This window comes from Paracoccus sp. (in: a-proteobacteria) (assembly GCF_030604785.1).
In the GTDB taxonomy this organism is placed as follows: domain Bacteria; phylum Pseudomonadota; class Alphaproteobacteria; order Rhodobacterales; family Rhodobacteraceae; genus Paracoccus.
Map to the genome: position 1 here is coordinate 26626 of NZ_JAUVVF010000020.1, position 24666 is coordinate 51291.

Genomic DNA, 24666 nt, shown 5'->3' on the forward strand with positions numbered 1-24666 from the left:
TTTCGCATGATCCGCTATGCCATGCGCTGCGACAAAGGGCATGAATTCGACGGCTGGTTCCGGTCGTCCGACGCCTGGGAGACGGCGCGCAGGGCCGGTGCGCTGTCCTGCGCCCATTGCGGCAGCAGCCAAGTCGAAAAGGCGCTGATGGCACCAAACGTCGCCTCAACCGAGGATAAGCCCAGCCTGACCGCCCCCCGATCCGAGGCCGAGGCCGCGCTGGAAAAGCTGCGCCGGCATATCGAGACGAATTCCGATTACGTCGGCCTCAGCTTCGCCGACGAGGCCCGCGCGATGCATGAGGGACGCAGCCCGTCCCGCGCCATCCACGGCGAGGCGCGGCCCGACGACGCGCGCAAGCTGATCGAGGACGGCGTGCCGGTCGCCCCCCTGCCCTTTCTGCCGCGACGCAAGGCGAACTAGACCCGCCGCCTCTTGCGGTTTTTCACGCCCGCCCCTAGAAGCCCGCCCAATGGTCAACCCCTGGGCAGGAGGCTCTGCATGCCCCTTCTGGTGATGAAATTCGGCGGAACGTCCGTGGCCGATCTGGATCGGATCCGGAACGCCGCCAAGAAGGTGCAGCGCGAGGTCGAGCGCGGCTATGACGTCATCGTCATCGTCAGCGCCATGTCGGGCAAGACGAACGAACTGGTGGGCTGGGTCGAGCAGACCTCGCCGCTGTTCGATGCGCGCGAATATGACGCGGTGGTCAGCTCGGGCGAGAACGTCACCGCCGGCCTGATGGCCCTGACGCTTCAGGAAATGGGCGTGCCCGCGCGCAGCTGGCAGGGCTGGCAGGTGCCGATCAACACGACCTCGGCCCATTCGGCGGCGCGCTTCGTGGACATCCCGCGCACCAATATCGACCAGAAATTCGCCGAAGGCATGAAGGTCGCCGTCGTGGCGGGCTTCCAGGGCCTGTCGCCCGAGGGCCGCATCACCACGCTTGGTCGGGGCGGGTCGGACACGACCGCCGTGGCCTTTGCCGCCGCATTCGAGGCCGAGCGCTGCGACATCTACACCGATGTGGACGGCGTCTACACGACCGATCCGCGCATCACCTCCAAGGCGCGCAAGCTGCCCCGCATCGCCTTCGAGGAAATGCTGGAACTGGCCTCGCTTGGCGCCAAGGTGCTTCAGACGCGCTCGGTCGAACTGGCGATGCGTTACAAGGTGCGCCTGCGGGTGCTATCCTCGTTCGAGGACGGGGACGAGACGTCTGGCACGCTGATCTGCGATGAGGATGAAATCATGGAATCGAAAGTCGTCAACGGCGTCGCCTCTTCGCGCGACGAGGCCAAGATCACGCTGGTCACGGTCGAGGACCGGCCCGGCATCTCGGCCGCCATCTTCGCGCCTCTGGCCGATGCGGGCGTCAATGTGGACATGATCGTCCAGAACATCTCGGAAAAGGATTATGACGATCACCCCGGTTCGGTGACGGACATGACCTTCTCGGTGCCGATCAACCAGGTTGAGCGCGCCAAGCGCGCCATGGAAGAGGCCCGCCAGGCCGGCACCATCGCCTATGACGAACTGGTCGTCGATACCGAGGTCGCCAAGGTCAGCGTCGTCGGCATCGGCATGCGCAGCCATGCGGGCGTCGCCGCCAAGATGTTCAAGGCGCTGGCCGACGAGAACGTCAACATCAAGGTCATCTCCACCTCCGAGATCAAGATTTCGGTGCTGATCGACCGGAAATACATGGAACTGGCCGTGCAGGCGCTGCATGATGCGTTCGAACTGGAGCAGGCGTAAACCCTCAGGGTTTTCCTGATGTCGAAAGGCGCGCCCCGTCGCAAGGGGGCGCGCGCGGTCAAGGGGCGGGCAGGCGATGCAGGATCGCACCGATGGCGACTCGCGCAGGCTGCTGCGGCGGCTCAAGGAAATCCTGTCGGCGCCCGGTGACGGGCAGGACCGGCTGGACCGGATCACCCATCTGATCGCGGATTCGATGGGGACCGAGGTCTGCTCGATCTATCTGTTCCGCGATCCCGAGACGCTTGAGCTGTGCGCCACCGAGGGCCTTCGGGCCGAGGCCGTCCACCAGACGCGGATGCGCCTGGGCGAGGGTCTGGTGGGGCGCGTGGCCCGGACCGGGCGCAACGTGAACACCGCCAATGCCCCCGCCGAGCCCGGCTTCCGCTTCATGCCCGAGACCGGCGAAGAGGTCTTTCCCAGCTTTCTCGGCGTGCCGATCCAGCGCGTCGGCGAAAGGCTGGGCGTGCTGGTCGTGCAATGCCGCGACGCGCGCCTGTTCAGCGAGGACGAGATCTACGGCCTCGAAGTCGTGGCGATGGTGCTGGCCGAGATGACGGAACTGGGCGCCTTTCAGGGCGACCAGGCCGACTCCATGCCCCGCGCTCACCGCTTTCCGCAGATGTTCCGCGGCGCGACCGGGCAGGAGGGCGCGGCAGCCGGCCATGTCTGGCTGCACGAGCCGCGCGTCGTCGTGGCCAACCCTGTCGGCGACGATCCCGAAAAGGAGCTGGCCCGCCTGCATGAAGGCGTGGACCGGCTGCGCAGCACCGTCGACAAGATGGTCGCCGCCGCCGATATGGGCGGCGAGGGCGACCACGCCGCCGTGCTGGAAGCCTATCGCATGTTCGCCCATTCGCGCAGCTGGCTGCGCCGCATGGAAGAGGATATCCGCCTTGGCCTGTCCGCCGAGGCCGCCGTCGAGAAGGAACAATCCGCCGCACGCGCCCGGCTGGAAATGGCCGCCGACCCCTATCTGCGCGACCGGCTGCACGATCTGGACGACCTGTCGAACCGCCTGCTGCGCATCCTGACGGGACAGGGCCACGATACCGGCGCCGAGATGCCCGCCGATCCGATCCTGGTGGCGCGCAATATCGGCCCGGCCGAACTGCTGGAATATGGCCGCCGCCTGCGCGGGGTCGTGCTGGAGGAAGGCTCGGTCGGCAGCCATGCCGCCATCGTCGCGCGCGCTCTGGCCATTCCGCTGGTGATCCACGCCGCCCGCATCACGACCGAGGCGCTGAACGGCGATCCGATCCTTGTCGATGGCGATCAGGGCGTCGTCCATCTGCGGCCCGAGGAAAGCGTCGCCAAGGCGTTTCTGGACAAGATCGCCATGCAGGCGGCAGCGCAGGACCGCTATGCCAGCCTGCGCGACCTGCCCGCGACCTCGACCTGCGGCACGAATGTGCAGCTCTACATGAATGCCGGGCTGATGGCCGACCTGCCCTCGCTCGAGGGGTCGGGGGCCGAGGGCGTAGGCCTTTTCCGCACGGAATTGCAGTTCCTGATTCGCAGCCACGTCCCCAAGCGCGCCGAACTGGCCGGGCTTTACCGCCGCGTGCTGGACAGCGCGCAGGGCAAGCCCGTGCATTTCCGCACGCTGGATATCGGCTCGGACAAGGTGCTGCCCTACATGAAGCCGCAGGACGAGCCCAACCCGGCGATGGGCTGGCGCGCCATCCGCGTGGGTCTGGACAAGCGCGGCATCCTGCGGATGCAGCTTCAGGCGCTGATCCGCGCCAGCGTCGGGCGTCCGCTGCATGTGATGTTCCCCTTCATCACCGACATCACCGAATACGAGGCGGCCTACCGCATCCTGATGCAAGAAATGGCGCGCGAGCAGCGGCTGGGCCACGACATGCCTAGCGACATCCGCGTGGGCGCCATGCTCGAGACCCCGTCGCTGGCCTTCGCGCCCAGGAAATTCTACGAGATGTGCGACTTCATCTCGGTCGGCGGCAACGATCTCAAGCAGTTCTTCTTTGCCGCAGACCGCGAGAACGAACGCGTGCGCCGCCGTTACGACACGCTCAGCCTGTCCTTCCTGACGCTGCTGCGCCAAATCGTGGAACGCTGCGACGAGGCTCGCGTGCCCCTGTCCTTCTGCGGCGAGGATGCGGGCCGACCCATCGAGGCGCTGGTCCTGGCCGCCCTGGGCTTCCGGCGGCTGTCGATGCGTCCGGCCTCGATCGGGCCGGTCAAGCACCTGATCCGCCGCGTCTCGCTGATCGAGCTGCGGCAGGTCATCGACGAGGCCATCGAGGCGGGCATGCCCACCGTGCGCGGCCCCGTGACGGCCTGGCTGGCCCGCCAGTAGCGGCCTGCCCTGCCCGCGCGCGGATCGGGCCTTTCCTTGCCGATCGGCTCAAGATCGCGGCAAGGGCGCTTGCTGCGCTGCGGCGGCAGGCTTATGATACGGAAAGATTTTCGGAACATCGGTGAGATGAAGCGTCGTCAATTCCTCAATGCAGCCACTGCGATGGCTGCCGGTGGTGCAGTTCTGGCCGGGTCGGCCGGTGCCGAACCTGCGGCCGATCCCGCCGCCATCGGTCCCCAGCCCTTCGGCTTCGAACATGTCGCGGCGATCGCGGCGGAACGCGCGACGCGGGTCTATCAGCAGCCGATCTCGCAACTGGTGGGCAGCTTCGCCAATCTGAACTACGACCAGTATCGCGCCATCCGCTTTCGCCGCGACCGCGATCCCCTGGGCGCCGGCGGCGCCTTCGGGATGGACCTGCTGTCGCCGGGCATGATCTTCTACGAGCCCGTCCAGATCAGCATCGTGCGAAACGGCGTTGCGCGGCACCTGCCCTTTGACCCGGCGATGCTGGAATTCGACCCCTCGCATTTCCCTGACGGCGCGGACCTGTCCACGGTGGGCAATATGGGCTGGTCGGGCTTTCGCATCCGCACGGCGCTGAACCGCCCCGACGTGATGGACGAGTTTCTGGTCTTCCAGGGGGCCAGCTATTTCCGCGCGGTGGCGCGCGGCACGCTCTACGGGTTGTCCGCCCGCGGGCTTGCGATCAAGACCGGCAGCCCGGATGGCGAGGAATTCCCGCTTTTCACCGATTTCTGGATTCACCAGCCCGAACCGGGCGACAATTTCGTGCGAATCCACGCGGTTCTGGACAGCCGGTCAGTTGCAGGGGCCTACGAATTCACCGTCCATCCCGGCGCGACGACCATGGTCGAGACGCGCATGGCGCTGTTCCCGCGCGTCGATCTGCGCGAGACGGGGCTGGCGCCGCTGACCTCGATGTTCTGGTTCAGCCCGGCCTCGCGACGGGTGGTCGACGATTACCGCCCCGCCTGCCACGACAGCGACGGTTTGCAGATGCATACGGGCGCCGGGCAGGCGCTGTGGCGGGGGCTGATGTCGCCGCGCAATCTTCAGATCAGCAGCTTCGTGGACAACAACCCTCGCGGCTTCGGCCTGATCCAGCGCGCCCGCGACTTCGAGACCTATCAGGACGCCGAGGCGATGTATCACCTGCGCCCCTCGACCTGGATCGAGCCGGTCGGCGATTGGGGCGAGGGCGAGGTCCGGCTGGTCGAGATCCCGGTCGAGAATGAGTTCAACGACAACATCGTCAGCTATTGGGTGCCCAAGGCGCCGATCACGCGCGGGCAGCGGCACGAATACCGCTATCGCATGGGCTTTTCGGCGCTGCCCCCCGACGACATGCCGCTGGCCCGCGTGCGTCAGGTGCGCTCGGGGCGGTCGATCAATGTCGAGACGACGCGCAGCTTCATCATCGATTACGAATTGCCGATGTTCCGCGACGAACTGCCCCAGATCCAGGTCAAGGCCTCGGCGGGCAATATCGTGCATGCCTATCTCAAGCGGCTTCCCGACCAGCAATCCCTGCGCCTCGCCTTCGAGTTCGAGCCGGGTCGCGCCCAGCTGGCCGACCTGCAGGCCGTGCTGACCGATCCCGAGGGTCGCGCGCTGTCCGAGACCTGGCTGACGCGCTGGACCGCATGACAAGGCCGCAGATGATGAGCGGAAAGCCGCTTCACGCGGCCGCGCGCGACATGGCATCCGCCATGCCGCCCGAGGCGCCTCTGGCCATGCCGGTCCAGGATTTCCGGGCGGCCCATCGCGGCGGCCCTGCGCGGCAGATGAACTCGATCCGCGTCTGGGCGGCGCGGCTGGTGGCCTTTGGCGGCACGGCGGCGATCGCGGTTCTGGGGTTCCGGCAGATGCTGGCGACCTTCGGCGCCGATCCGACGCTGATGCAGATGGCGTTCCTGGCGCTGTTCGTTCCGACCTTCGCCTGGGTGGGTTTCTCCTTCTGCGCGACGGTCGCGGGCTTTCTGGCGCCGCGCCTGACCACGCCCGAGGATGCGGGCAATGCCCGCCTGGCCGTGGTGATGCCCATCTATCACGAGGATGCCTCGGCCAGCATCAGCCTGCTTGTGGCGCTGGCGCGCGAACTGGCCGCCGAGGGCATGGCCGAGCGCACCGAGATCTTCGTTCTGTCAGACAGCCGCGATGCCGCGATCGCGGTTCAGGAAAGCCAGGCGCTGGCCGCCGCGCGGGCGCTGTCGCCGCTGCCGATCTGGTATCGCCGCCGCGCCGACAACGAGGACCGCAAATCCGGCAACATCGCGGAATTCCTGCGTCGATGGGGCGGCCGCTTTGACCAGCTTGTCGTGCTGGACGCCGACAGCGTCATGAGCGGCCAGACCATCCGAGAATTGTCCGCGCGCATGGCCGCCGACCCCGCCATCGGGCTGATCCAGACCATGCCCATGCTGGTCGGAGGCGAGACGATCCTGGCCCGTCAGACCCAGTTCGCCGGTCGCGTCTACGGCCCGATGATCGCGCGCGGCGTCTCGGCCTGGTCGGGCGATACGGGGAATTACTGGGGCCACAACGCCATCATCCGCGTCGAGGCCTTCGCACAGGCCTGCGGCCTGCCGCGCCTGCCGGGCCGTCCGCCCTTTGGCGGCACGATCCTCAGCCACGATTTCGTCGAGGCTGCGGCGCTCTGCCGGGCGGGCTGGAAGGTGCGGCTGGATCACGACCTGCGCGGCAGCTACGAGGGCTGCCCGCCCACCCTGATGGACATGGCCGCCCGCGAGCGCCGTTGGGCGCAGGGCAACCTGCAGCACGCGCGGCTTCTGGGCATGAACGGGATGCGCGGGATCAGCCGGGCGCATTTCATCATCGGCATGATGGGCTTCCTGATGAGCCCGATCTGGCTGGCACTGATCCTCGTGGGCCTTGTCCTGTCGGCGACGGTGCTTCTGTCCACACCCGAATACTTCCCGAACGCCTATCAGCTTTTCCCCGAATGGCCGGTCTTCGACAGCCGCCGGATGCTGTGGCTGTTCGCCATCGCGATGGCGCTGCTGCTGCTGCCCAAGTTCATCGCGACCTTCCGGGCCTGGGCGCGGCCTCTGGCGCGCAATTCGGGCGGGCGCGTGCGGATATTCGCCAGCGCCATCTTCGAGACGGTGCTGTCGGCGCTGATCGCGCCCGTGCAGATGCTGGTCCAGACCCGCCAGATCGCCGAGATCCTGCAGGGCCGCGACAGCGGCTGGAACCCGCAGATCCGGGCCGGCCATGTGCCGGGCTGGGGGCTGGTGCTGCGCCATCACTGGTCCCATGTGCTGCTGGGGCTGGGAACGCTGGTCGTGCTGTGGCAATTCTCGCCGCCGCAGCTGATCTGGCTGTCTCCGATCCTGGCCGGGCTGATCCTGTCGCCGCTGACGGCGCGGCTGTCGGCCAGCGCGGTGCTGGGCCGCTGGACGCGGATGCGCGGCCTGCTGGTCACGCCCGAGGAACGCGACCCGCCCTCGATCCTGACCGAGGCCGCCGCCATCGCCCGCGCCCTGCCCGCGCCTGTCAGCGGCCGCGAGGCGCTGCTGCGGCTGGGGCGTGATCCGCAGGTGATGCAGAACCATCTGGCCGCCCTGCCCCCCTCCGAGGGCGATCTGCCGACGGCGCTGGCGCTGCTGCGCGTGACGGCGGGCGCCAAGATCGACCATGCCCGCAGCCAGTCCGAGGCGCTGGATTATCTGGACCCGGCGGAAACCGACGCGCTGGTCTCGGACCGGGCGCTTCTGGCCCGCTGGAGCGCGCTGCCCGCATGAACCGCCTGATCACGCTGGACATGCTGCGCGGCTATGCGCTGCTCAGCATCATGGTCAACCACATGCCGGTCTCGGTCATGCGGGGGGTGACGCTGCCGAACTTCTCGATCTTCGACGCATCCGAATTGTTCGTGCTGCTGTCGGGGTTCCTGGTCGGAATGGTCTGGCTGTCGGTCGAGCGGCGCGAGGGACAGCGCAGCGCGCAATGGCGCTTTGCCCGCCGCGCCTTCGAGGTCTGGCGCGCGATGATCCTGATCGGCGTGCTGATGGCGCTGCTGTCTGCGGCGCTTCTGGCGGCGGGGATGAAGCATACCGCGATCTGGAACCAATACGCGGTCTGGGTGATCGAGAACCCGCTTGGCTATATCGGCTCGCTGGCCTCGCTGTGGTTGCAGCCCAACATCGTCGACGTGCTGGCAGTCTATGTCGTGCTTCTGGCGGTGACGCCGCTGATCGTGCCGCTGATGCTGCGCTGGCCGTTGATCATCGCCGTGGCCCTGGTCGCGATCTGGTGGCACGGGCCAGAGCTGAACAGCCTGCTGCCGAACCATCGCCGTCAGGGCGGGCTGCTGTTCAACCCCTTCGGCTGGCAGCTTCTGTTCTTCTCGGGCGTGGCGATGGGCCTTTTCCGGGACAGGATCATGGCCGCGCTTCTGCCGCGCCGGCATCTGGTGACGGCGCTGGCCCTTGGCATGTTCGCCTTCGGTTGCGCCATCGTCATCGCGGCCCGCATCGGAGAACCCGCTCTGGCCGTCAGGCAGGCGATGCGGATGGTCTATGGCACGATCGACAAATGGAACCTCGACGGCACCCGCTATCTGGCGATCATGGCGGCGACCTGGCTGGTCGTGGTGCCGCTTGGCCCGCTGATGGCGCGGATCGCCGCCAGCAGGCCGGGCGTCTGGATGCAGCAGATCGGGCGCGGCGGCCTGTGGTCCTTTGGCGCCTGCGTGCTGCTGTCGGTGCTGGGCGACGCCCTGCAGATGAACCCCGAAGGGCAGTCTGTCGCCGCCCGGCTGGCGGTGGATGTCTGGGCCTGCATCGCCCTGTGGTGGCTGTCCGTCCTGTGGCTGCGCCACGGCGATCCCTGGCGGCGGGCGCAAAGGGCCCGCCGGGCCGAACGGCGGCTGGCGCGGGCCGCGGCTCGGGCGGCGTCACGCGGGTGACGCAGCGGGGGTGACGGGCGCAAGGGAATCGTCTAAAGCGCCTTCACGAAACGGTCACATCAGCTGACGACGGGTCACGAGAAGGCGCGGCATCGCCCGCCACCGCACCGGAGGAGGAGCCGAGTTGCTGGACGATACCCTTATCCGCCGCGAGCTTGCCGCGCATTACGACCTGGCCCCGTCCGAGACGCTGGCCCGCGAACTGGCGCATCTGCACGCCCCGATGGCGAGGGTGATGCCCTTTCCCGACTGGGTCATGGCCGCGCCTTGGGTCGCCGCGATCAACCGGCTCAAGGCCGAGCGCGGCGCGGTCGTGCTGGCGCATAACTACATGACGCCCGACATCTATCACGGCATCGCGGATGTCGTGGGCGACAGCCTGCAACTCGCCATCGAGGCCACGCGCGTCGAGGCGCAGGTCATCGTGCAATGCGGCGTGCATTTCATGGCCGAGACCTCGAAGATCCTGAACCCTGCCAAGACCGTGCTGATGCCGGACATGGAGGCCGGCTGCTCGCTGGCCGAATCGATCACCGCCGAGGGCATCGCCCAGATGCGCGCGCGCTACCCCGGCGCCATGGTCGTCAGCTACGTCAACACCACGGCCGAGGTGAAGGCCGCATCCGACATCTGCTGCACCTCGTCAAACGCGGCGCAGATCGTGGCGGCCATGCCAGGCGACACGGTCATCATGACGCCCGACAAGTGGCTGGCGCAGAACGTCGCCAGGCAGGTGCCGCAGAAGCGCATCGTCTGGTGGGACGGGGCCTGCATCGTGCATGAGCGCTTCACCCCGCAGGATCTGCGCGATTTCCGCGAATGGCATCCCGGCATCCGCATCATCGCCCATCCGGAATGCCCCCCCGACGTGGTGGCCGAGGCTGATTTCGCGGGCTCGACCAAGCACATCATCGACTGGGTGGGCGACAATCGCCCGGAAAAGGCGATGCTGGTCACCGAATGCTCGATGGCCTCCAACATCGCCGACGCCCATCCCGAGGTCGAGTTCCTCGGCCCCTGCAACATGTGCCCCTACATGAAGAAGATCACGCTGGAAAAGGTCCTGTGGTCGCTGCACACGATGACCGGCCAGGTCGAGGTGGACCCGGCCATCGCCGCCCCCGCCCGCCTTGCGGTCGAGCGGATGATCGACCTGTCGCGCCAGCTGGCGGCCTGATCCGATGATCCCCAATGACCGCGTGGTGATCGTCGGCGCGGGGCTTGGGGCGCTTTACGCGGCGCTGGCTCTGGCGCCGCGCCCGGTCCTGATGATCTCGCCCGATCCTCTGGGCCAAGGCGCCAGTTCGGCTTGGGCGCAGGGCGGCGTCGCTGCCGCCATGGCGGCCCCGGACAGCCCCGATCTGCATGCCGCCGACACCGCAAGGGCGGGCGCGGGCATCGTGGATCCCGCCGTCGCGCGCATGGTCGCGGATGAGGCGCGGGCGCATATCCTTGCGCTGACCGATCTGGGCACGCCCTTCGACCGCGATGCCGATGGCGGCTATGTCATGTCGCGCGAGGCCGCCCACAGCCTGGCCCGCGTGGTGCGGGTGCGCGGCGATCAGGCCGGGGCCGAGATCATGCGCGCCCTGATCGCCACGGTGCGCTCCACGCCCTCGGTCCAGCTGCTGGAGGGCTGGGTGGCCACGGGCCTGCGCCGCGACGGAGACCGCATCATTGGGATCGAATTGATGCTCGCCACCGGGTCGGCCACGCTCGCGCTGGCCGCACCGGCTGTGCTGATCGCGGGCGGCGGCGCGGGCGGGCTTTTCGCCATGACGACCAACCCGCCGCGCATCCGGGGCGAGGCGATGGGCATGGCCGCCCGCGCGGGTGCGGTGATCGCGGATGCCGAATTCGTGCAGTTCCACCCGACTGCCATCGCCACAGGCGCCGACCCCGCGCCGCTGGCGACCGAGGCCCTGCGCGGCGAGGGCGCCGTGCTGGTCAATGCGTCGGGCACGCGCTTCATGCGGGGCATGCACCCCGATGCCGAACTGGCACCCCGCGACATCGTGGCCCGCGCCGTTTATGCCGAGACGCAGGCCGGCCGCGCCCCCGCGCTGGATTGCCGCGCCCTGCCCGATCTGGGCCGGCATTTCCCCGCCGTCTTTGCCGCCTGCATGGCCGCAGGGATCGACCCCGCGCGCCAGCCGATCCCGGTCGCGGCGGCGGCGCATTACCATATGGGCGGCATCGCCACCGATGCCGAGGGCCGGTCCAGCCTGCCGGGACTCTGGGCCTGTGGCGAGGCGGCCTCGACCGGGCTGCATGGCGCGAACCGGCTGGCCTCGAACGGTCTGCTCGAAGCGCTGGTCTTTGCCCGCCGCGCCGCGCTGTCGATGGCCGGGGACCTGCCCCTGCGCGACGCGCCGCCAGTCCAGCTGCCGGAACCGGCCCCCACGCCCCTGCCCGACCCCGCCCTGATCCGCCGCCTGCGCGCTGCCATGACCGAAGGCGCGGGCGTCATCCGCGACGCCGCGGGCCTGACGCGCGCCCTGCGCCGGATCGCCGCCATCGAGGCCGAAGGCGCGGCCCATCCCCAGATCGCCAACATGACCGCCGCCGCGACGCTGATCTGCGCCGCCGCCCTGCTGCGCCGCGAAAGCCGGGGCGCGCATTGCCGCAGCGATCACCCCGCCCCCCTGCCCGAGGGGGCGCGCAGCAGCCTGACGCTGTCCCGGGCGATGGCCCTGCGCGCCAGTCTCGAACCCGAACCGGAGCCGACATGATCCCGCCCCTGCCCGACATGATCCTGGAAAACCTGATCCGCGCCGCCCTGATCGAGGATCTGGGCACGAACGGCGACATCACCACCCGCACCGTGATCCCGGCGGGCATCCGCTACAGCGCGCAGATCCGCGCGCGCGAGGCCGGCGTGGTATCGGGGATGCAGCTTGCCGCGCTGGCCTTCCGGCTGATCGACCCCGCCCTGCGCTTCGACGCGCTCTGCCCTGACGGAACCGCGTTCCAAGCGGGCGAGACGCTGGCGCGGATCGAGGGCGAGGCCGCCTCGATCCTGTCGGCCGAGCGGGTGGCGCTGAATTTCGCGGGCCGCCTGACAGGCATCGCCACGATGACGGCGGCTTTCGTGGCAGAAACGCGTGGCACGGCCGCGCGCATCACCTGCACCCGCAAGACGACGCCGGGCCTGCGTCTGGTCGAGAAACAGGCCGTGCTGCATGGCGGCGGCTTCAGCCATCGTGTGTCGCTGTCCGATGCGATCCTGATCAAGGACAACCACATCGCGGCGGCAGGCGGCATCCGCCCGGTCCTGCAGGCGGTCAAGGCACGCGCCTCGCACATGATGCGGGTGGAAATCGAGGTGGACCGGCTGGACCAGCTGGCCGAGGTGCTGGACGAGGGCGGCGCCGATGTCGTTCTGCTGGACAACATGGACACCCCGACCCTGCGCAAGGCCGTGGCGATGGCCGGTGGAAGCGTGGTGCTGGAGGCCTCGGGCAACATGCGCCTCGACCGCATCGCCGAGGTCGCGGCGACGGGCGTGGGCTACATCTCGGTCGGTGCGCTGACCCATTCCGCGCGGACGCTGGATCTGGGTCTGGATTTCTGAAGTGGTCGAGGGGCGCGCGGCCCCTCAGCTGTCCATCTTCAGCGCCTGGATAAAGGCCGTCTGCGGAATCTCGACCTTGCCGAATTGCCGCATCTTCTTCTTGCCGGCCTTCTGCTTTTCCAGCAGCTTCTTCTTGCGGGTCGCGTCGCCGCCATAGCATTTGGCGGTCACGTCCTTGCGCATCGCCGACAGCGTCTCGCGCGCGATCACGCGGGCGCCGATGGCGGCCTGGATCGGGATCTTGAACATGTGCCGCGGGATCAGGTCCTTCAGCTTTTCGACCATCGCGCGGCCGCGGCTTTCGGCGCGGTCGCGGTGGACCATGATCGCCAGCGCGTCGACGGGTTCGTCATTCACCAGGATCGACATCTTGACCAGATGATCCTCGCGATATTCGCTGATCTGGTAGTCGAAGCTGGCATAGCCCTTGGTCACCGACTTCAGGCGATCATAGAAGTCGAAGACCACCTCGGCCAGCGGCAGATCATAGACCACCATCGCGCGGCTGCCCGCATAGGTCAGGTCCAGCTGGATGCCGCGCCGGTCCTGGCAGAGCTTCAGCACGTCGCCCAGATAATCGTCCGGCACCATGATCGTAGCCTTGATGCGCGGCTCCTCGATATGGTCCACATGGGTCAGGTCGGGCATGTCGGCGGGGTTGTGCAGGTCGCGCACCTCGCCGTCGCGCATATGCAGCTTGAAGACGACGCTCGGCGCGGTGGTGATCAGGTCCAGATCGTATTCGCGTTCCAGCCGGTCGCGGATGACCTCCAGGTGCAGCAGCCCCAGGAAGCCACAGCGGAAGCCGAAGCCGAGCGCGGCCGAGGTCTCCATCTCGTAGCTGAAGCTCGCATCGTTCAGGGCCAGCTTCTCGATCGCGTCGCGCAAAGCCTCGAAATCGTTGGCGTCGACGGGGAACAGGCCGCAGAACACGACCGGCTGCGCGGGCTTGAAGCCCGGCAGGGCCTGCGCGGCGGGCTTCTTCTCATGCGTGATCGTGTCGCCCACGCGCGTGTCGCGGACCTGCTTGATCGAGGCGGTGAAGACGCCGATCTCGCCCGGCCCCAACTCCTCGATATCCTTCATCGCGGGCGTCAGGACGGCCAGCTTGTCCAGCCGGTAGGTCGCGCCGGTCTGCATCATCTTGACCTGATCGCCCTTGCGGATCACGCCGTCCATCACGCGGATCATCACGACGACGCCCAGATAGGGGTCGTACCAGCTGTCCACCAGCATCGCCTTGAGCGCCGCGTTCCGGTCGCCCTTGGGGGCGGGCAGGCGCGTGACGATGGCCTCCAGCACGTCCGGGATGCCGAGGCCGGTCTTGGCGCTGATCGGAATGGCTTCCGAGGCGTCGATGCCGATCACGTCCTCGATCTGGGCCTTCACGCGGTCGGGCTCGGCCGCGGGCAGGTCGATCTTGTTCAGGACCGGGACGATGTCGTGATCGGCGTCGATGGCCTGATAGACATTGGCCAGCGTCTGCGCCTCGACCCCCTGCGTGGCGTCCACGACCAGCAACGATCCTTCGACCGCGCGCATCGAGCGGCTGACCTCGTAGGCAAAGTCCACATGGCCGGGCGTATCGATCAGGTTCAGCACATAGGTCCGCCCGTCCTTCGCCGGATAGGCGATGCGGACGGTGTTGGCCTTGATGGTGATGCCGCGCTCGCGCTCGATATCCATGCTGTCCAGCAGCTGGGCCTTCATGTCGCGTTCGGCGACAGTGCCCGTCAACTGGATCAGCCGATCGGCCAGCGTGGATTTCCCGTGGTCGATATGCGCCACGATCGAAAAATTGCGGATGAGGTCAAGCTCGGTCATGGCCGGGCTATACAGGGGCGCGGGGCGCGCGAAAAGAGGGTTTCGCGGCCCTGCGCGCTTTGGTGTCAGGGCATTGCCGGGCGATGCGCCGCCTCAAGCATCAGCCGGGCGACCTCGGCCGACGAGGCGGGGTTCTGGCCTGTCACCAGCCGCCCGTCCGCGATGGCAAAGGACTGCCAGTCCGGACCGCGATGATGCTCGGCCCCGGCTGCGGTCAGGCGGTCGGCCAGCAGAAACGGCACGACATCGGCCAGGCCCACGGCATCCTCCTCGCTGTTGGTGAAGCCCGCCACGCGGCGCCCGGACACCAGGGCCTGACCATCGGGCAGGCGCGCCGCCAGAAGGCCGGCGGGACCGTGGCAGACCGCCCCGATCACCGCGCCGGCCTGCCATGCATCGGCCAGCATCCGCCCCAGTGCAGCCGATTGCGGCAGGTCCCACATCGTGCCGTGCCCGCCGGGCAGAAACACGATGTCACAACCGCTTACGGTCACATCCTCGACCTTGGCGGTGTGGCGCAGCCGGTTCATCGCGGCATCGTCGGCCATAAAGCGGCGGACAGCGTCGTTCAGCGCGTCCCCTTCGGCCGAGGCTGGATCGGCGGGCGGCTCGCCCCCGTTGATGCTGGCCAGCTCGACCGTCCAGCCCGCGTCGGACAATGCCCAATACGGGGTGGCCAGCTCCTCCCAGTAAAAGCCGGTCGGCTTGCCGCTATCTCCCAGACGGGCATGCGAGGTCAGTACGAACAGTGCGCGAGGCATCGAAATCTCCTTGGGTGAGGGTTGCCCCCACAACCGAAGCCGCCCGCACCGGGTTCCCCGCCGTGCCCCGCGGGCGTTCCGCGCGCGCGGCCCAAGGCCGCGCAGCCGGCAAGGCCCCTCGATGGGGCCGCAGCCGGCTTCCCCGCCAAGGATCGGCGCTAACCCTTGCGCGCCAGCCGGTCCGCGGCGACCGCAGCCGGGCGCCGCCCGCGCCCCTCGCGCCACATCGCATATCCGCCCGCCAGCGCGATCAGCGCTGCTCCGATCAGGGTAAGGTTGTCCGGCCGCTCACCGAAGACCACCATCGCGACCAGCAGCGCAAAGCCCAGCCGCGTATACCGGAAGGGCGCCACGACCGAGGCCTCGCCCAGCCGAGATGCCGCGACCAGTGCCCCGTAGCCCAGAACCCCGAAGAGGACCGTCCCCGCCAGAAGCGCCAGATCGAGGGGACCGGGCCAGACGACAGGCTGCCCGGCGACCAGCGCCAGCGCCAGCCCCGCAGGCACCATCGCCCCATAGGCCGAGGCCGACAGCTGGTCCGAAGGCACATCCGCCGGAATGCGCCGCGTCGCCAGATCACGCAGGGTCAGCCCCGCCACGCCCAGAACCGCCCACAGCATCGAGGGGTCGAACGCCGCCCCGCCCGGCCGCAGGATCAGCAGGACGCCCCCGAAACCCACCGCGACCGACAGCCAGCGCCGCCAACCCACGGCCTCGCCCAGAAACAGGGCCGCGCCCATCACGATGGTCAGCGGCAGGACCTGAAGGATCGCCGAAGTCACCGCCAGATCGCCCTTGGCCAGAGCCGCGACGAAGCCGAAGGCGCCCACGACCTCACCCAGATTGCGCGCGACGACCATGGGATGCAGCAACGCGCCCGTCCACAGCGCACGCCTGCGCTGCACCAGACGCAGCCAGAAGACCAAGGCCGCGCAGAAACCCGTCATCGCGAGCAGTTGCGGCACGGGCAGGCTGACCGTCAGCGTCTTGATGAACGCATCCTCGATCGCGAAGAAGCCCATAGCCGCCGTCATCAGCAGCGCGGCGCGTCCATTCTCGGTCATGCCGCGCCCGCCTCGATCCGGGCCAGCAGCTCGGGCAGGCCGCCCAGATCCGGCAGTTCGTGCAGACGCGGATGCTCGGGCGCCTCGGCATGTTCCATCGCCCAGGTCTGGTGATGCGGCACGAAGACCCCCCAACCGCCCAGTTCCAGCACCGGGATCACGTCGCTTTTTATCGAATTGCCCGCCATCAGGAAACGCTCGGGCGCGATGTCCTGCGCCCAGAGGATGCGGGCATAGGCCTCGGGCGTCTTCTCGGCCAGGATCTCGACCGAGGCGAAGCGCTCGGCGAGACCGGAAGCCGCGATCTTGCGCTCCTGATCCATCAGATCGCCTTTGGTGATCAGGATCAGCCGCCGCCCCGCCATCGCGTCCAGCGCCGCCTCGACCCCCGGCAGCAGATCGACCGGATGGGCCAGCATCTCGCGGCCCAGATCCAGGATCCGCCCGATCGTGTGGCCGTCGACGCGCCCGTCGGTCAGCTGGATCGCGGTCTCGACCATCGACAGCATGAAGCCCTTGATGCCGTAACCATAGCGGGCCAGGTTCGCGCGTTCGATGTCGAAAAGCCGCGCGGCGATGGCCTCGGGCTCGACATGCTCGGAAAGCAGGGCACAGAATTCCGCCTCGGTCAGGCGAAAGAAGCTCTCGTTTTCCCACAGCGTGTCATCGGCGTCCAAGCCAATCGCATCAATCATCGCCCGCCCTCCGGCCTTGCCCGATCCGTCTCGATCATGCGGCCACACTTTTGTCAAACCACCGCGTCGCCCCCGGTGATTGAGCAGCCCCCCGTTTTTTGCTATGGCTGGGCGCCGAGGGCCATCCAGACCGGGCAAACCGGCGCAGGCCCCGCGAATGCGAGGATCAGGACCGGCACAACCGGAAACCCGAGGAGACAGTCCATGCAAAGGCAGACCATCCTGAACAGGCTGATGATCGCGGCTGCCGCCGTGGTGATGACCGCGCCCCTGGCCGTGGCCGGCCCCATCGACAGCGCCTGCGTGCGTTCCGACCGGGCGCGCGGCAATGCGGCCCTGTGCGGCTGCATCCAGCAAGTCGCCAACCAGACCCTGTCGCGCGCCGATCAGCGCCGAGCGGCGCAGTTCTTCCGCGATCCGCATCGCGCGCAGGAGGTCCGCACCTCCAAGCGCAACGGCGACAGCGAATTCTGGCGCCGCTACCGGCATTTCGCCTCGCAGGCCGAAACGCTCTGCCGCCGCTGATACGGGCTTCTGCCTTGCGTTGTCCTCGCCCCTTGGGGCCGGGGCGCGCGCTCAGCCGATGCGGGTGAGGATTTCGTCCACCAGGGCCGCGATCTCATCGCGGGCAGCGCCGGCGCTGCTGCGTTCGACCACGCCAAGCCCCTGCCCCAAGGTCTCGGCATATGCCACGCGGTTGGCGACCCGCGTGTCGGCCACCGCCGCGCCCAGTTCCGCCGCCCGTTCGGCCACATCGGCCGACAGGCGCGTATTGGGACGGGTCCGGTTCAGCACGACCAGCACTTCGGCCTTTTCGCGCCGCGCCAGATCCAGCACGCCCTCGGTCGCCCACAGATCGACATGGCTGGTTGCCACCGGCACCAGAACCAGATCGGCCACCCGCAGCGAGGGGCGCAGATCGCTGTCGATCTTGGGCGGCGTGTCGATGATGACGAAATCGAACCGCTTCTTCAGCTTCTCCGATTCGTAGCTGGCGCCCCAGGCCGACGAGGTCGAGAAATCCAGCGCCTCGTCCTCGCCCTGCGCGGCCATACGTTCCATGAACCAGCGGCCCATGCTGCCCTGCGGATCGGTATCGACCAGCGCCACCGAGTGGCCGCGCCCGTGCAGCGCCACCGCCAGATTGACCGCCATCGTCGTCTTGCCGCTGCCGCCCTTCTGCTGGGCCACGGTGATGATCCGCCCCGCCATGGAAATCCTCCGGTCCGTTTGATGCAGCCTAGAAGGCGCGGGGCGCGAATGCACCATCTTTCTGCATGTGCAGCATCAGGGATGGACCGACTGCACCTCGTACATCACGGGCTCGAAGCTCTTGCACATGGCGTGGATCTCGCGATTGCGGCGACGCATCTCCGGGTCGCGCAGCATGGCCTGATAATCGCGCCGGTCGCGCCATTGCGAATAGGTGGCGATGCGGGTCTGGGCGTCGTTCAGATGGATCGCGCCACCAAGGCAGCCGGGCTGGCGGCTGATCACTTCGGCCCAGGCCGAGGTCAGCAGGTCCAGCACGTCATGCGCGCTGCCGGGCGTGACCTCGAAGGTCGTGATGACGGTCTGGCCGTCGAAATCGGGCGTGATGCTGGGCATGGGGCTGGCCTTTCGCTGGCTGATGCGTCCAGCCTAACGTGCCCCGGCGCGCGCGCAAAGCGCATTGCGGGCGGCTTGCAGGATGTGCATTCTGCCGCCGAACCGACCGGAGCCTTGCCATGATCCCCGTATTCGACGGCCATAACGACACCGTGCAGCGGCTTGTGGCCGCCGGACCCGATGCCGCAAGGCTGTGGCAGCAGGGCGACGGCGCAGGCCATCTGGACCTGCCGCGCGCCCGTGCGGGCGGTCTGGTGGGCGGATTCTTCGCGATCTGGGTCCCCTCGCCAGCCCATCCCGATGAGGCGGCCCATCTGCACCAGATGGAGAACCCGCCCTTTGCCCTGCCCCTGCCGGCGGAAGTCGCGCCAGAGGCCGCGCTGCCCCCGGCCTTTGCCCAGGCCGCCGCGCTACACCACCTGAACCGCGAGGGCCTTCTGACCATCGTCACGCGGGCTGCGGATCTGCGCGCCACCATCGCGGCGGGCGGCTTCGCGGCCGTCATGCACATGGAAGGGGCCGAGGCGATCCGCGACGAGGACGCGCTGCATCTATGGCACGCGATGGGGCTGCGCTCGCTCGGGCCGGTCTGGTCGCGGCCCACGCGGCACGGACATGGCGTGCCCTTCGCCTTTCCCTCCTCGCCGGATCTGGGCGGGCCGCTGACGCCGGCCGGGCGCGCGCTGGTGGCAGCCTGCAACCGCCTGGGGATCATGCTGGACCTGTCGCATCTGAACGAGGCCGGGTTCGACGACATCGCGCGACTGTCGGATGCGCCGCTGGTGGCAAGCCACAGCGCCGTCCATGCGCTGTGCCCCAGCAGCCGCAACCTGACCGACCGGCAATTGCGCCAGATCGCCGATAGCGGAGGGCTTGTGGGTCTGAACTTCGCCTCCAGCTTCCTGCGGGCCGACGGGCGGCGCCTGCCACTCGAGGATATCGGCGTGATGCTGCGCCACCTGGATCACCTGCTGTCGATCCTGGGCGAGGAAGGCGTGGCTTTGGGCTCGGATTTCGACGGCGCGCTGATGCCGCGCGATCTGCCCGACGCGGCCGCGCTGCCGCGCCTGATCGCGGCGATGCAGGATCACGGCTATGGCAACGCGCTGATCCGGCGCATCGCCTGCGATAACTGGCTGTCGGTGCTGGAACGGACCTGGCGCTGAGGGCCGATCACTCGGCCGCCGGCTGCTCGGCGCTGGCGACCGAGACGATCTGCGCCAGTTCGGGATCGGCGTTCAGATCGGCCAGCGCGAAACGCTCGGTCAGGCTGGCGGGCGCAAGCTCGATATTGCTGACGACCTGGGCGCCGGGCGCGACCGGGCCGTAGGTCTGGCCGTTGACCGCGAAATAGACCGCGCCGGAATTGCCGGTCCGCAGGCGCGGCGCCTCTTCCAGCTTGGGCAGGGCGAAACGCTCGCCCGCATCCATGATCTTCTCCAGCAGGACGGTGCCATCGGCGGATGTCACACGCACCCAGGCCGGACGGGCGGCCAGCAGTTCAAGCTGCGGCGCGTCGGGGGCCAGCGTGCGGACGCCGCCTTCGGCCGGGACGGCATCGGCGACCATGGTCGCGATATCGGTCGACAGCGCCAGATCGGCGGGCATCAGCGGACCGAAATCCGCCACCTGCGTCGCCGCCTGCGAGGGTTGCGGCATCGCCACACCGCCTGCCCCCGCAATCGCGGTCGTGGCGGTCTCGGCCAGACCCGGATCGATCGCGGCGATCGGACCGTCGCGCGCCGTCAGGACAGGCGCTTCGAGGATCTGCGGACGATAGAGCCGGTCCAGCGCCTCGGGCTGGGGCAGCCGGCGGGCGATCTCGGCCGGATCGCGCGCTTCCAGATCGGGACCGGCAAGGCCCGCGCCCTGCGTCGGATCAAGCTCGGTGACAAGCTGCGGCAGGTCGTCGCCCGGCATCAGCGTCACGCGCTGCACCTCTTGCAGCAGCGCATAACCGCCATAGGCCAGCCCCGCGATCAGCGCGATCAGCACCATCAGCGCGCCGATGGCCCGCGGCTCGAGATCGGCCCAGAAGCTGCGTTCCTGCGGGATGAACAGCGCGCGCGGATTGGCAAGGGCCTCGGCCGGGTCCGAGGGACGACGGACGGGTTTCGGCCCGGCGGCCGAGGGCGCCATCCCATGCGTCGGCTGGAAGCCCGATTCCGTGCAGAAGCGGCGGAAGGTCCAGTCGGGGTCCATGCCCAGATAGCGCGCATAGGACCGCACATAGCCGGAGATGAAGCTGGGCGCGTCAAAGGCCGAGATGTCGCAATTCTCGATGGCGGCGACATACGAGGCACGGATGCGCAGCTCGCGCTGAACGTCCAGCAGCGATTTGCCAAGCGTGGCCCGTTCGCCCCGCATGATATCGCCGAGGCGAGTATCATCGTTCAGGAAATGCTGAACATCCCCGATCTGAACGACATCCTCTGCCGGGTGTTGCGCCCGCAGCCTGCTCATCCGAATTGCCTCTTACGCCCGCCAGTCGGGCGGTCCGAATCACCGCCCCTGTCTCTTCTTTACCCGGACGTTATCACGCGGGCGAGAGCAGTTCATCCAAGAACGGGATCAGGCGCTCAATTCGGCGCGATTCAGCGCGCAGTGCGACCAGAGCCGATCCATCGCCCGAACCAAGTGGTCGATCTGCTTGGGATCATGCACCGGCGAGGGCGTGAAACGCAAGCGTTCCGTACCGCGCGGTACAGTCGGGAAATTGATCGGCTGCACATAGATGCCGTGGTCGCGCAGCAGCATGTCCGACAGCGCCTTGCAATGGACCGGATGGCCCACATGCACGGGCACGATATGGCTGCCATGGTCGATGATCGGCATCCCGAGCGATTTCAGCCGCATCTTCAGGATGCGCGCGTGCAGTTGCTGGGCGTCGCGCAGCTTCTGCCCCTCGGGCGTCTTCAGCAGCGCGATCGATGCCGCAGCCCCTGCCGCGACTGCCGGCGGCAGCGAGGTGGTAAAGATGAAGCCCGGCGCATAGGACCGGATCGCGTCGCACATCTTGGCGCTGGCCGCGATATAGCCGCCGAAGACGCCGAAGGCCTTGCCGAGCGTGCCGTTGATGATGTCGATGCGGTGGGCCAGCCGGTCGCGCTCGGCCACACCGCCGCCGCGGGGGCCATACATGCCGACCGCATGAACCTCGTCCAGATAGGTCAGGGCGCCGAATTCGTCGGCCAGATCGCAGATTGCGGCGATGGGGCCGAAATCGCCATCCATCGAGTAGATCGATTCAAAGGCAATCAGCTTGGGCGCGGCCGGATCGTCGGCCTCGAGCAGCTGGCGCAGATGGGCCACGTCGTTGTGGCGGAAGATCCGCTTTGCCCCGCCATTGCGCTTGATCCCCTCGATCATCGAGGCGTGGTTCAGCTCGTCCGAATAGATGATCAGGCCGGGGAACAGCTTGGGCAGGGTCGAAAGCGTGGCGTCGTTGGCGATATAGGCCGAGGAAAAGACCAGCGCGGCCTCTTTCTCGTGCAGGTCGGCCAGTTCGGTTTCCAGCCGCTTGTGATAGACGGTCGTGCCGCTGATGTTGCGCGTCCCGCCCGACCCGGCGCCGGTCGCGTCCAGCGCCTCGTGCATGGCCGAAAGGACGGCCGGATGCTGGCCCATGCCCAGATAATCGTTCCCGCACCAGACGGTGATTTCCTGCTGTTCGCCATCCGGACGGTTCCAGACGGCCTGAGGAAAACGCCCCTTGGCACGCTCGATATCAATGAAGGTGCGATAGCGCCCTTCATCGTGCAGACGAGCGATGGCCTGGTCGAGGGCGGCATCATAGTTCATTGCGGGCGTTCCCTTGCATAGCTGGCTGGGTGCAATCATTGTCAGATCACGCGCGGCCCGACATTGATAGAGGTCAAGGCACGAAAAGGACAGGCCAAAAACGTCGAACTAGACGAAAGAAGCATGTCCAATCCCAGCGGATACCCAAGGAAAGATAGGAAAAATGACGGATTCGACAAGACTGGCGGACATCCTGACGCAGCTTGATGCGGACCGGGATGCGGCGCTTGAAAGGCTGATGCAATTCCTGCGAATCCCTTCGATCTCGACCGATCCGGCCCATGCGGGCGATGTGCGGACTGCCGCGGAATGGCTGGCGCGCGAACTGACCGAACTGGGCTTCGAGACGCGGATCCATGACACGCCCGGCCATCCGATGGTGGTCGCCCGCTCGGCCCCCGGCGGTGCGCGCAGTCTGCTGTTTTATGGCCATTACGACGTCCAGCCGGTCGACCCCCTGGCGCTGTGGGACCGCCCGCCCTTCGAGCCCGCGATCGAGGACACGCCTTCGGGCCGGGTGATCCGCGGACGCGGCGCCTCGGACGACAAGGGGCAGCTGATGACCTTCATCGAGGCGTTCCGCGCATGGAAGGCCGTCCACGGCGCCCTGCCCTCTGACCTGATCCTGCTGTTCGAGGGCGAAGAGGAATCCGGCTCGCCCTCTCTGCGTCCGTTCCTGCGCGATCATGCGGGCGATCTGCGCGCCTCGCTGGCGATGATCTGCGATACGGGGCTATACGCCGATGGCCGTCCGGCGATCACCACGCAGCTTCGCGGCCTTGTGGGACAGGAGGTCGTGATCCATGCCGCCGACCGCGACCTGCATTCGGGCAGTTTCGGCGGCCTCGCTGCAAACCCGATCATGGTTCTGGCGCAGGCGCTGGCCGCCCTGAAGGACGAGACCGGGCGCGTCACCCTGCCCGGTTTCTACGACGGCGTCGAGGATCTGACCCCCGAACTGGCGCGCGACTGGCAGGCGCTGGATTTCGATGCCGCCGCATTTCTGGGCCGTGTGGGCCTGTCGCAGCCCGTCGGAGAACAGGGCCGCACCCCGCTGGAAATGGTCTGGAACCGTCCCACGGCCGAGATCAACGGCATCGCGGGCGGCTATGCGGGCGACGGCTTCAAGACCGTGCTGCCGGCCGAAGCCCGTGCCAAGGTCAGTTTCCGCCTGACAGGCCGACAGGACCCGCAAGCGATCCGCGCCGCCTTTCAGGACCATGTCCGCCGCTTCGTGCCCGCCGATTGCCGGGTCGAGTTCCACGACCACGGCGCCAGCCCGGCCAGCGTCATGGATGTGTCGGACCCCGCCTTTGGCTTGGCGAAAGAGGCGCTTGGCGCGGAATGGGGGCGCGAGGCGGCCTTTATCGGAGCGGGCGGCTCGATTCCCATCGCGGGCGATTTCAAGGAGCTGCTGGGGATGGATTCCATGCTGATCGGCTTTGGCCGTGACGACGACCGCATCCATTCGCCGAACGAGAAATACGATCTGGAAAGCTTCGCCAAGGGCGCGCGGTCCTGGGCGCGCATTCTGGCGGCGCTGCGCTGATTCAAAAGGGCGCGCGGCCCTGCGGCTCGCGCGCCCCTCAGGCTTCGTCCGTGGTGACGCTCAGGCGCCGCCGCGGCAATAGCTTTGGGACGAGGTCCAGGCGGCGATGTCGGCGCGCTTGGAGGAATTGCGCAGCGGCGCCCAGTCCCGCGCAACGCCGCGCCAGCCGCTTCCGTCATGGGCCACCGCGTTGTCGCGCCCGACCTGGCGCGACATGATCCGCACCGCGCAGGACATGTTGTCCGCACCGTTGCGGATATTGCCGGTGCAGCCGTAATGCCGCCAGGTCGCGGGCGCGATCTGCATCAGGCCCAGCCAACGGCCACCACCGCCGGCGGCATTCGGGTTGTAGGTGCTTTCATGCTTGGCCACCGCCGACAGCAGCCCCGCCCAGAAGGCGCGGCGCCCGGTCTCGTCCAGCGCGGCATATTGCGGGCAGAAGGTCTGAACGTCTTCCGGCACGCGCGACATGATCGTGGCGCCCTCGCGGTCCAGCGCGGCCAAGGTCGCGCGGGTCCATTCATCCGATCCCTGCCTTGCACCCCACCGCATCGGCGGGGTCGATGCCAGCGACATCTGCCGTGCCTCGGCCTGAGCGCGGGCCTCGGTCTTGGCGGCCGGGGCGCAGGCGGCGATCAGGGCAACGGCGGCAAGGGCAAGCGCGGTGCGCATCGAGGGCTCGTGAGGTTGTTTCAGCTTGGAACCCGATGCGGCGCTTTCCGCATTCGCGCAATGGCGACGCGCCAAGGGGCTGG

The 24666-nt window shown here is 68.1% G+C and carries 21 protein-coding genes; 12 read left to right on the forward strand and 9 right to left on the reverse strand.

What is annotated here, in order from left to right; genetic code table 11:
- Positions 1 to 6 precede the first annotated feature (6 nt).
- From QAR72_RS08330 to nadC, 9 genes are all read left to right on the forward strand, one after another.
- Positions 7 to 423 carry a DUF1178 family protein gene (locus QAR72_RS08330; protein WP_304616904.1) on the forward strand — a complete coding sequence of 139 codons (417 nt, stop codon included), beginning with the start codon at positions 7 to 9 and terminating at the stop codon, positions 421 to 423.
- A 78-nt stretch (positions 424 to 501) separates the two neighbouring features.
- Complete coding sequence (locus QAR72_RS08335) at positions 502 to 1758, forward strand: aspartate kinase (RefSeq protein ID WP_304616905.1); 1257 nt, start codon at positions 502 to 504, stop codon at positions 1756 to 1758.
- 76 nt (positions 1759 to 1834) lie between these two features.
- Positions 1835 to 4081 (forward strand): phosphoenolpyruvate--protein phosphotransferase, encoded by a 2247-nt coding sequence (gene ptsP / locus QAR72_RS08340; protein ID WP_304616906.1) that lies wholly within the window; start codon positions 1835 to 1837, stop codon positions 4079 to 4081.
- Between the two features lie 126 nt (positions 4082 to 4207).
- Positions 4208 to 5752, forward strand: coding sequence for a glucan biosynthesis protein (locus QAR72_RS08345; protein ID WP_304616907.1), 1545 nt, complete (start codon positions 4208 to 4210; stop codon positions 5750 to 5752).
- A 14-nt stretch (positions 5753 to 5766) separates the two neighbouring features.
- Entirely contained in the window at positions 5767 to 7869 is a 2103-nt protein-coding gene (gene mdoH, locus QAR72_RS08350; RefSeq protein ID WP_304616908.1) for a glucans biosynthesis glucosyltransferase MdoH, read from the forward strand.
- Entirely contained in the window at positions 7866 to 9035 is a 1170-nt protein-coding gene (gene opgC / locus QAR72_RS08355) for an OpgC domain-containing protein (RefSeq protein ID WP_304616909.1), read from the forward strand. Before mdoH ends, opgC begins: the two co-directional genes overlap by 4 nt.
- Positions 9036 to 9159: 124 nt before the next feature.
- On the forward strand, positions 9160 to 10212 hold the full coding sequence (gene nadA, locus QAR72_RS08360) for a quinolinate synthase NadA (RefSeq protein WP_304616910.1): 1053 nt from the start codon (positions 9160 to 9162) through the stop codon (positions 10210 to 10212).
- 4 nt (positions 10213 to 10216) lie between these two features.
- The gene (locus tag QAR72_RS08365; protein WP_304616911.1) at positions 10217 to 11767 is read left to right on the forward strand and encodes an L-aspartate oxidase; all 1551 of its coding nucleotides are present in this window, start codon (positions 10217 to 10219) and stop codon (positions 11765 to 11767) included.
- Complete coding sequence (gene nadC, locus QAR72_RS08370; protein ID WP_304616912.1) at positions 11764 to 12609, forward strand: carboxylating nicotinate-nucleotide diphosphorylase; 846 nt, start codon at positions 11764 to 11766, stop codon at positions 12607 to 12609. Before QAR72_RS08365 ends, nadC begins: the two co-directional genes overlap by 4 nt.
- A gap of 24 nt (positions 12610 to 12633) precedes the next feature.
- On the opposite strand, the gene lepA is transcribed toward nadC, so the two are convergent.
- From lepA to QAR72_RS08390, 4 genes are all read right to left on the reverse strand, one after another.
- Positions 12634 to 14433 (reverse strand): translation elongation factor 4, encoded by a 1800-nt coding sequence (gene lepA, locus QAR72_RS08375; RefSeq protein ID WP_304616913.1) that lies wholly within the window; start codon positions 14431 to 14433, stop codon positions 12634 to 12636.
- Positions 14434 to 14498: 65 nt separating this feature from the next.
- Positions 14499 to 15194 (reverse strand): type 1 glutamine amidotransferase domain-containing protein, encoded by a 696-nt coding sequence (locus QAR72_RS08380; protein WP_304616914.1) that lies wholly within the window; start codon positions 15192 to 15194, stop codon positions 14499 to 14501.
- A 158-nt stretch (positions 15195 to 15352) separates the two neighbouring features.
- On the reverse strand, positions 15353 to 16258 hold the full coding sequence (locus QAR72_RS08385) for a DMT family transporter (RefSeq protein ID WP_304616915.1): 906 nt from the start codon (positions 16256 to 16258) through the stop codon (positions 15353 to 15355).
- Complete coding sequence (locus QAR72_RS08390; protein WP_304616916.1) at positions 16255 to 16953, reverse strand: HAD family hydrolase; 699 nt, start codon at positions 16951 to 16953, stop codon at positions 16255 to 16257. Before QAR72_RS08390 ends, QAR72_RS08385 begins: the two co-directional genes overlap by 4 nt.
- A 204-nt stretch (positions 16954 to 17157) precedes the next feature.
- On the opposite strand from QAR72_RS08390, the gene QAR72_RS08395 reads away from it, so the two are divergent.
- Entirely contained in the window at positions 17158 to 17478 is a 321-nt protein-coding gene (locus QAR72_RS08395; RefSeq protein ID WP_304616917.1) for a hypothetical protein, read from the forward strand.
- A 51-nt stretch (positions 17479 to 17529) separates the two neighbouring features.
- Here the strand turns inward: QAR72_RS08395 and parA are convergent, their stop codons facing one another.
- Positions 17530 to 18165, reverse strand: coding sequence for a ParA family partition ATPase (gene parA / locus QAR72_RS08400; RefSeq protein ID WP_304616918.1), 636 nt, complete (start codon positions 18163 to 18165; stop codon positions 17530 to 17532).
- Positions 18166 to 18240: 75 nt separating this feature from the next.
- Entirely contained in the window at positions 18241 to 18561 is a 321-nt protein-coding gene (locus QAR72_RS08405; RefSeq protein ID WP_304616919.1) for an antibiotic biosynthesis monooxygenase family protein, read from the reverse strand.
- Between the two features lie 119 nt (positions 18562 to 18680).
- On the opposite strand from QAR72_RS08405, the gene QAR72_RS08410 reads away from it, so the two are divergent.
- Entirely contained in the window at positions 18681 to 19727 is a 1047-nt protein-coding gene (locus QAR72_RS08410) for a dipeptidase (RefSeq protein WP_304616920.1), read from the forward strand.
- Between the two features lie 7 nt (positions 19728 to 19734).
- On the opposite strand, the gene QAR72_RS08415 is transcribed toward QAR72_RS08410, so the two are convergent.
- Both QAR72_RS08415 and hemA read right to left on the reverse strand, forming a co-directional pair.
- Positions 19735 to 20928: a helix-turn-helix domain-containing protein gene (locus tag QAR72_RS08415; protein ID WP_304616921.1), complete on the reverse strand. Its 1194-nt coding sequence runs from the start codon at positions 20926 to 20928 to the stop codon at positions 19735 to 19737.
- Positions 20929 to 21132: 204 nt separating this feature from the next.
- Positions 21133 to 22362: a 5-aminolevulinate synthase gene (gene hemA, locus QAR72_RS08420; RefSeq protein WP_304616922.1), complete on the reverse strand. Its 1230-nt coding sequence runs from the start codon at positions 22360 to 22362 to the stop codon at positions 21133 to 21135.
- Between the two features lie 163 nt (positions 22363 to 22525).
- Between hemA and QAR72_RS08425 the strand changes: the two genes are divergently transcribed.
- On the forward strand, positions 22526 to 23911 hold the full coding sequence (locus QAR72_RS08425) for a dipeptidase (RefSeq protein WP_304616923.1): 1386 nt from the start codon (positions 22526 to 22528) through the stop codon (positions 23909 to 23911).
- Between the two features lie 60 nt (positions 23912 to 23971).
- Here the strand turns inward: QAR72_RS08425 and QAR72_RS08430 are convergent, their stop codons facing one another.
- The gene (locus QAR72_RS08430) at positions 23972 to 24583 is read right to left on the reverse strand and encodes a lytic transglycosylase domain-containing protein (protein WP_304616924.1); all 612 of its coding nucleotides are present in this window, start codon (positions 24581 to 24583) and stop codon (positions 23972 to 23974) included.
- Positions 24584 to 24666: the final 83 nt, after the last annotated feature.

Coding starts and splice junctions, on each gene's coding strand:
- QAR72_RS08430 (WP_304616924.1), bottom strand. CDS start 24,583: ATGCGCACCGCGCTTGCCCTTGCCGCCGTTGCCCTGATCGCCGCCTGC.
- lepA (WP_304616913.1), bottom strand. CDS start 14,433: ATGACCGAGCTTGACCTCATCCGCAATTTTTCGATCGTGGCGCATATC.
- ptsP (WP_304616906.1), top strand. CDS start 1,835: ATGCAGGATCGCACCGATGGCGACTCGCGCAGGCTGCTGCGGCGGCTC.
- QAR72_RS08330 (WP_304616904.1), top strand. CDS start 7: ATGATCCGCTATGCCATGCGCTGCGACAAAGGGCATGAATTCGACGGC.
- QAR72_RS08405 (WP_304616919.1), bottom strand. CDS start 18,561: ATGCCCAGCATCACGCCCGATTTCGACGGCCAGACCGTCATCACGACC.
- parA (WP_304616918.1), bottom strand. CDS start 18,165: ATGGCGGGGCGGATCATCACCGTGGCCCAGCAGAAGGGCGGCAGCGGC.
- QAR72_RS08365 (WP_304616911.1), top strand. CDS start 10,217: ATGATCCCCAATGACCGCGTGGTGATCGTCGGCGCGGGGCTTGGGGCG.
- QAR72_RS08385 (WP_304616915.1), bottom strand. CDS start 16,258: ATGACCGAGAATGGACGCGCCGCGCTGCTGATGACGGCGGCTATGGGC.
- mdoH (WP_304616908.1), top strand. CDS start 5,767: ATGAGCGGAAAGCCGCTTCACGCGGCCGCGCGCGACATGGCATCCGCC.
- QAR72_RS08390 (WP_304616916.1), bottom strand. CDS start 16,953: ATGATTGATGCGATTGGCTTGGACGCCGATGACACGCTGTGGGAAAAC.
- QAR72_RS08395 (WP_304616917.1), top strand. CDS start 17,158: ATGCAAAGGCAGACCATCCTGAACAGGCTGATGATCGCGGCTGCCGCC.
- QAR72_RS08410 (WP_304616920.1), top strand. CDS start 18,681: ATGATCCCCGTATTCGACGGCCATAACGACACCGTGCAGCGGCTTGTG.
- QAR72_RS08335 (WP_304616905.1), top strand. CDS start 502: ATGCCCCTTCTGGTGATGAAATTCGGCGGAACGTCCGTGGCCGATCTG.
- QAR72_RS08415 (WP_304616921.1), bottom strand. CDS start 20,928: ATGCGGGGCGAACGGGCCACGCTTGGCAAATCGCTGCTGGACGTTCAG.
- QAR72_RS08345 (WP_304616907.1), top strand. CDS start 4,208: ATGAAGCGTCGTCAATTCCTCAATGCAGCCACTGCGATGGCTGCCGGT.
- hemA (WP_304616922.1), bottom strand. CDS start 22,362: ATGAACTATGATGCCGCCCTCGACCAGGCCATCGCTCGTCTGCACGAT.
- nadC (WP_304616912.1), top strand. CDS start 11,764: ATGATCCCGCCCCTGCCCGACATGATCCTGGAAAACCTGATCCGCGCC.
- opgC (WP_304616909.1), top strand. CDS start 7,866: ATGAACCGCCTGATCACGCTGGACATGCTGCGCGGCTATGCGCTGCTC.
- QAR72_RS08425 (WP_304616923.1), top strand. CDS start 22,526: ATGACGGATTCGACAAGACTGGCGGACATCCTGACGCAGCTTGATGCG.
- QAR72_RS08380 (WP_304616914.1), bottom strand. CDS start 15,194: ATGCCTCGCGCACTGTTCGTACTGACCTCGCATGCCCGTCTGGGAGAT.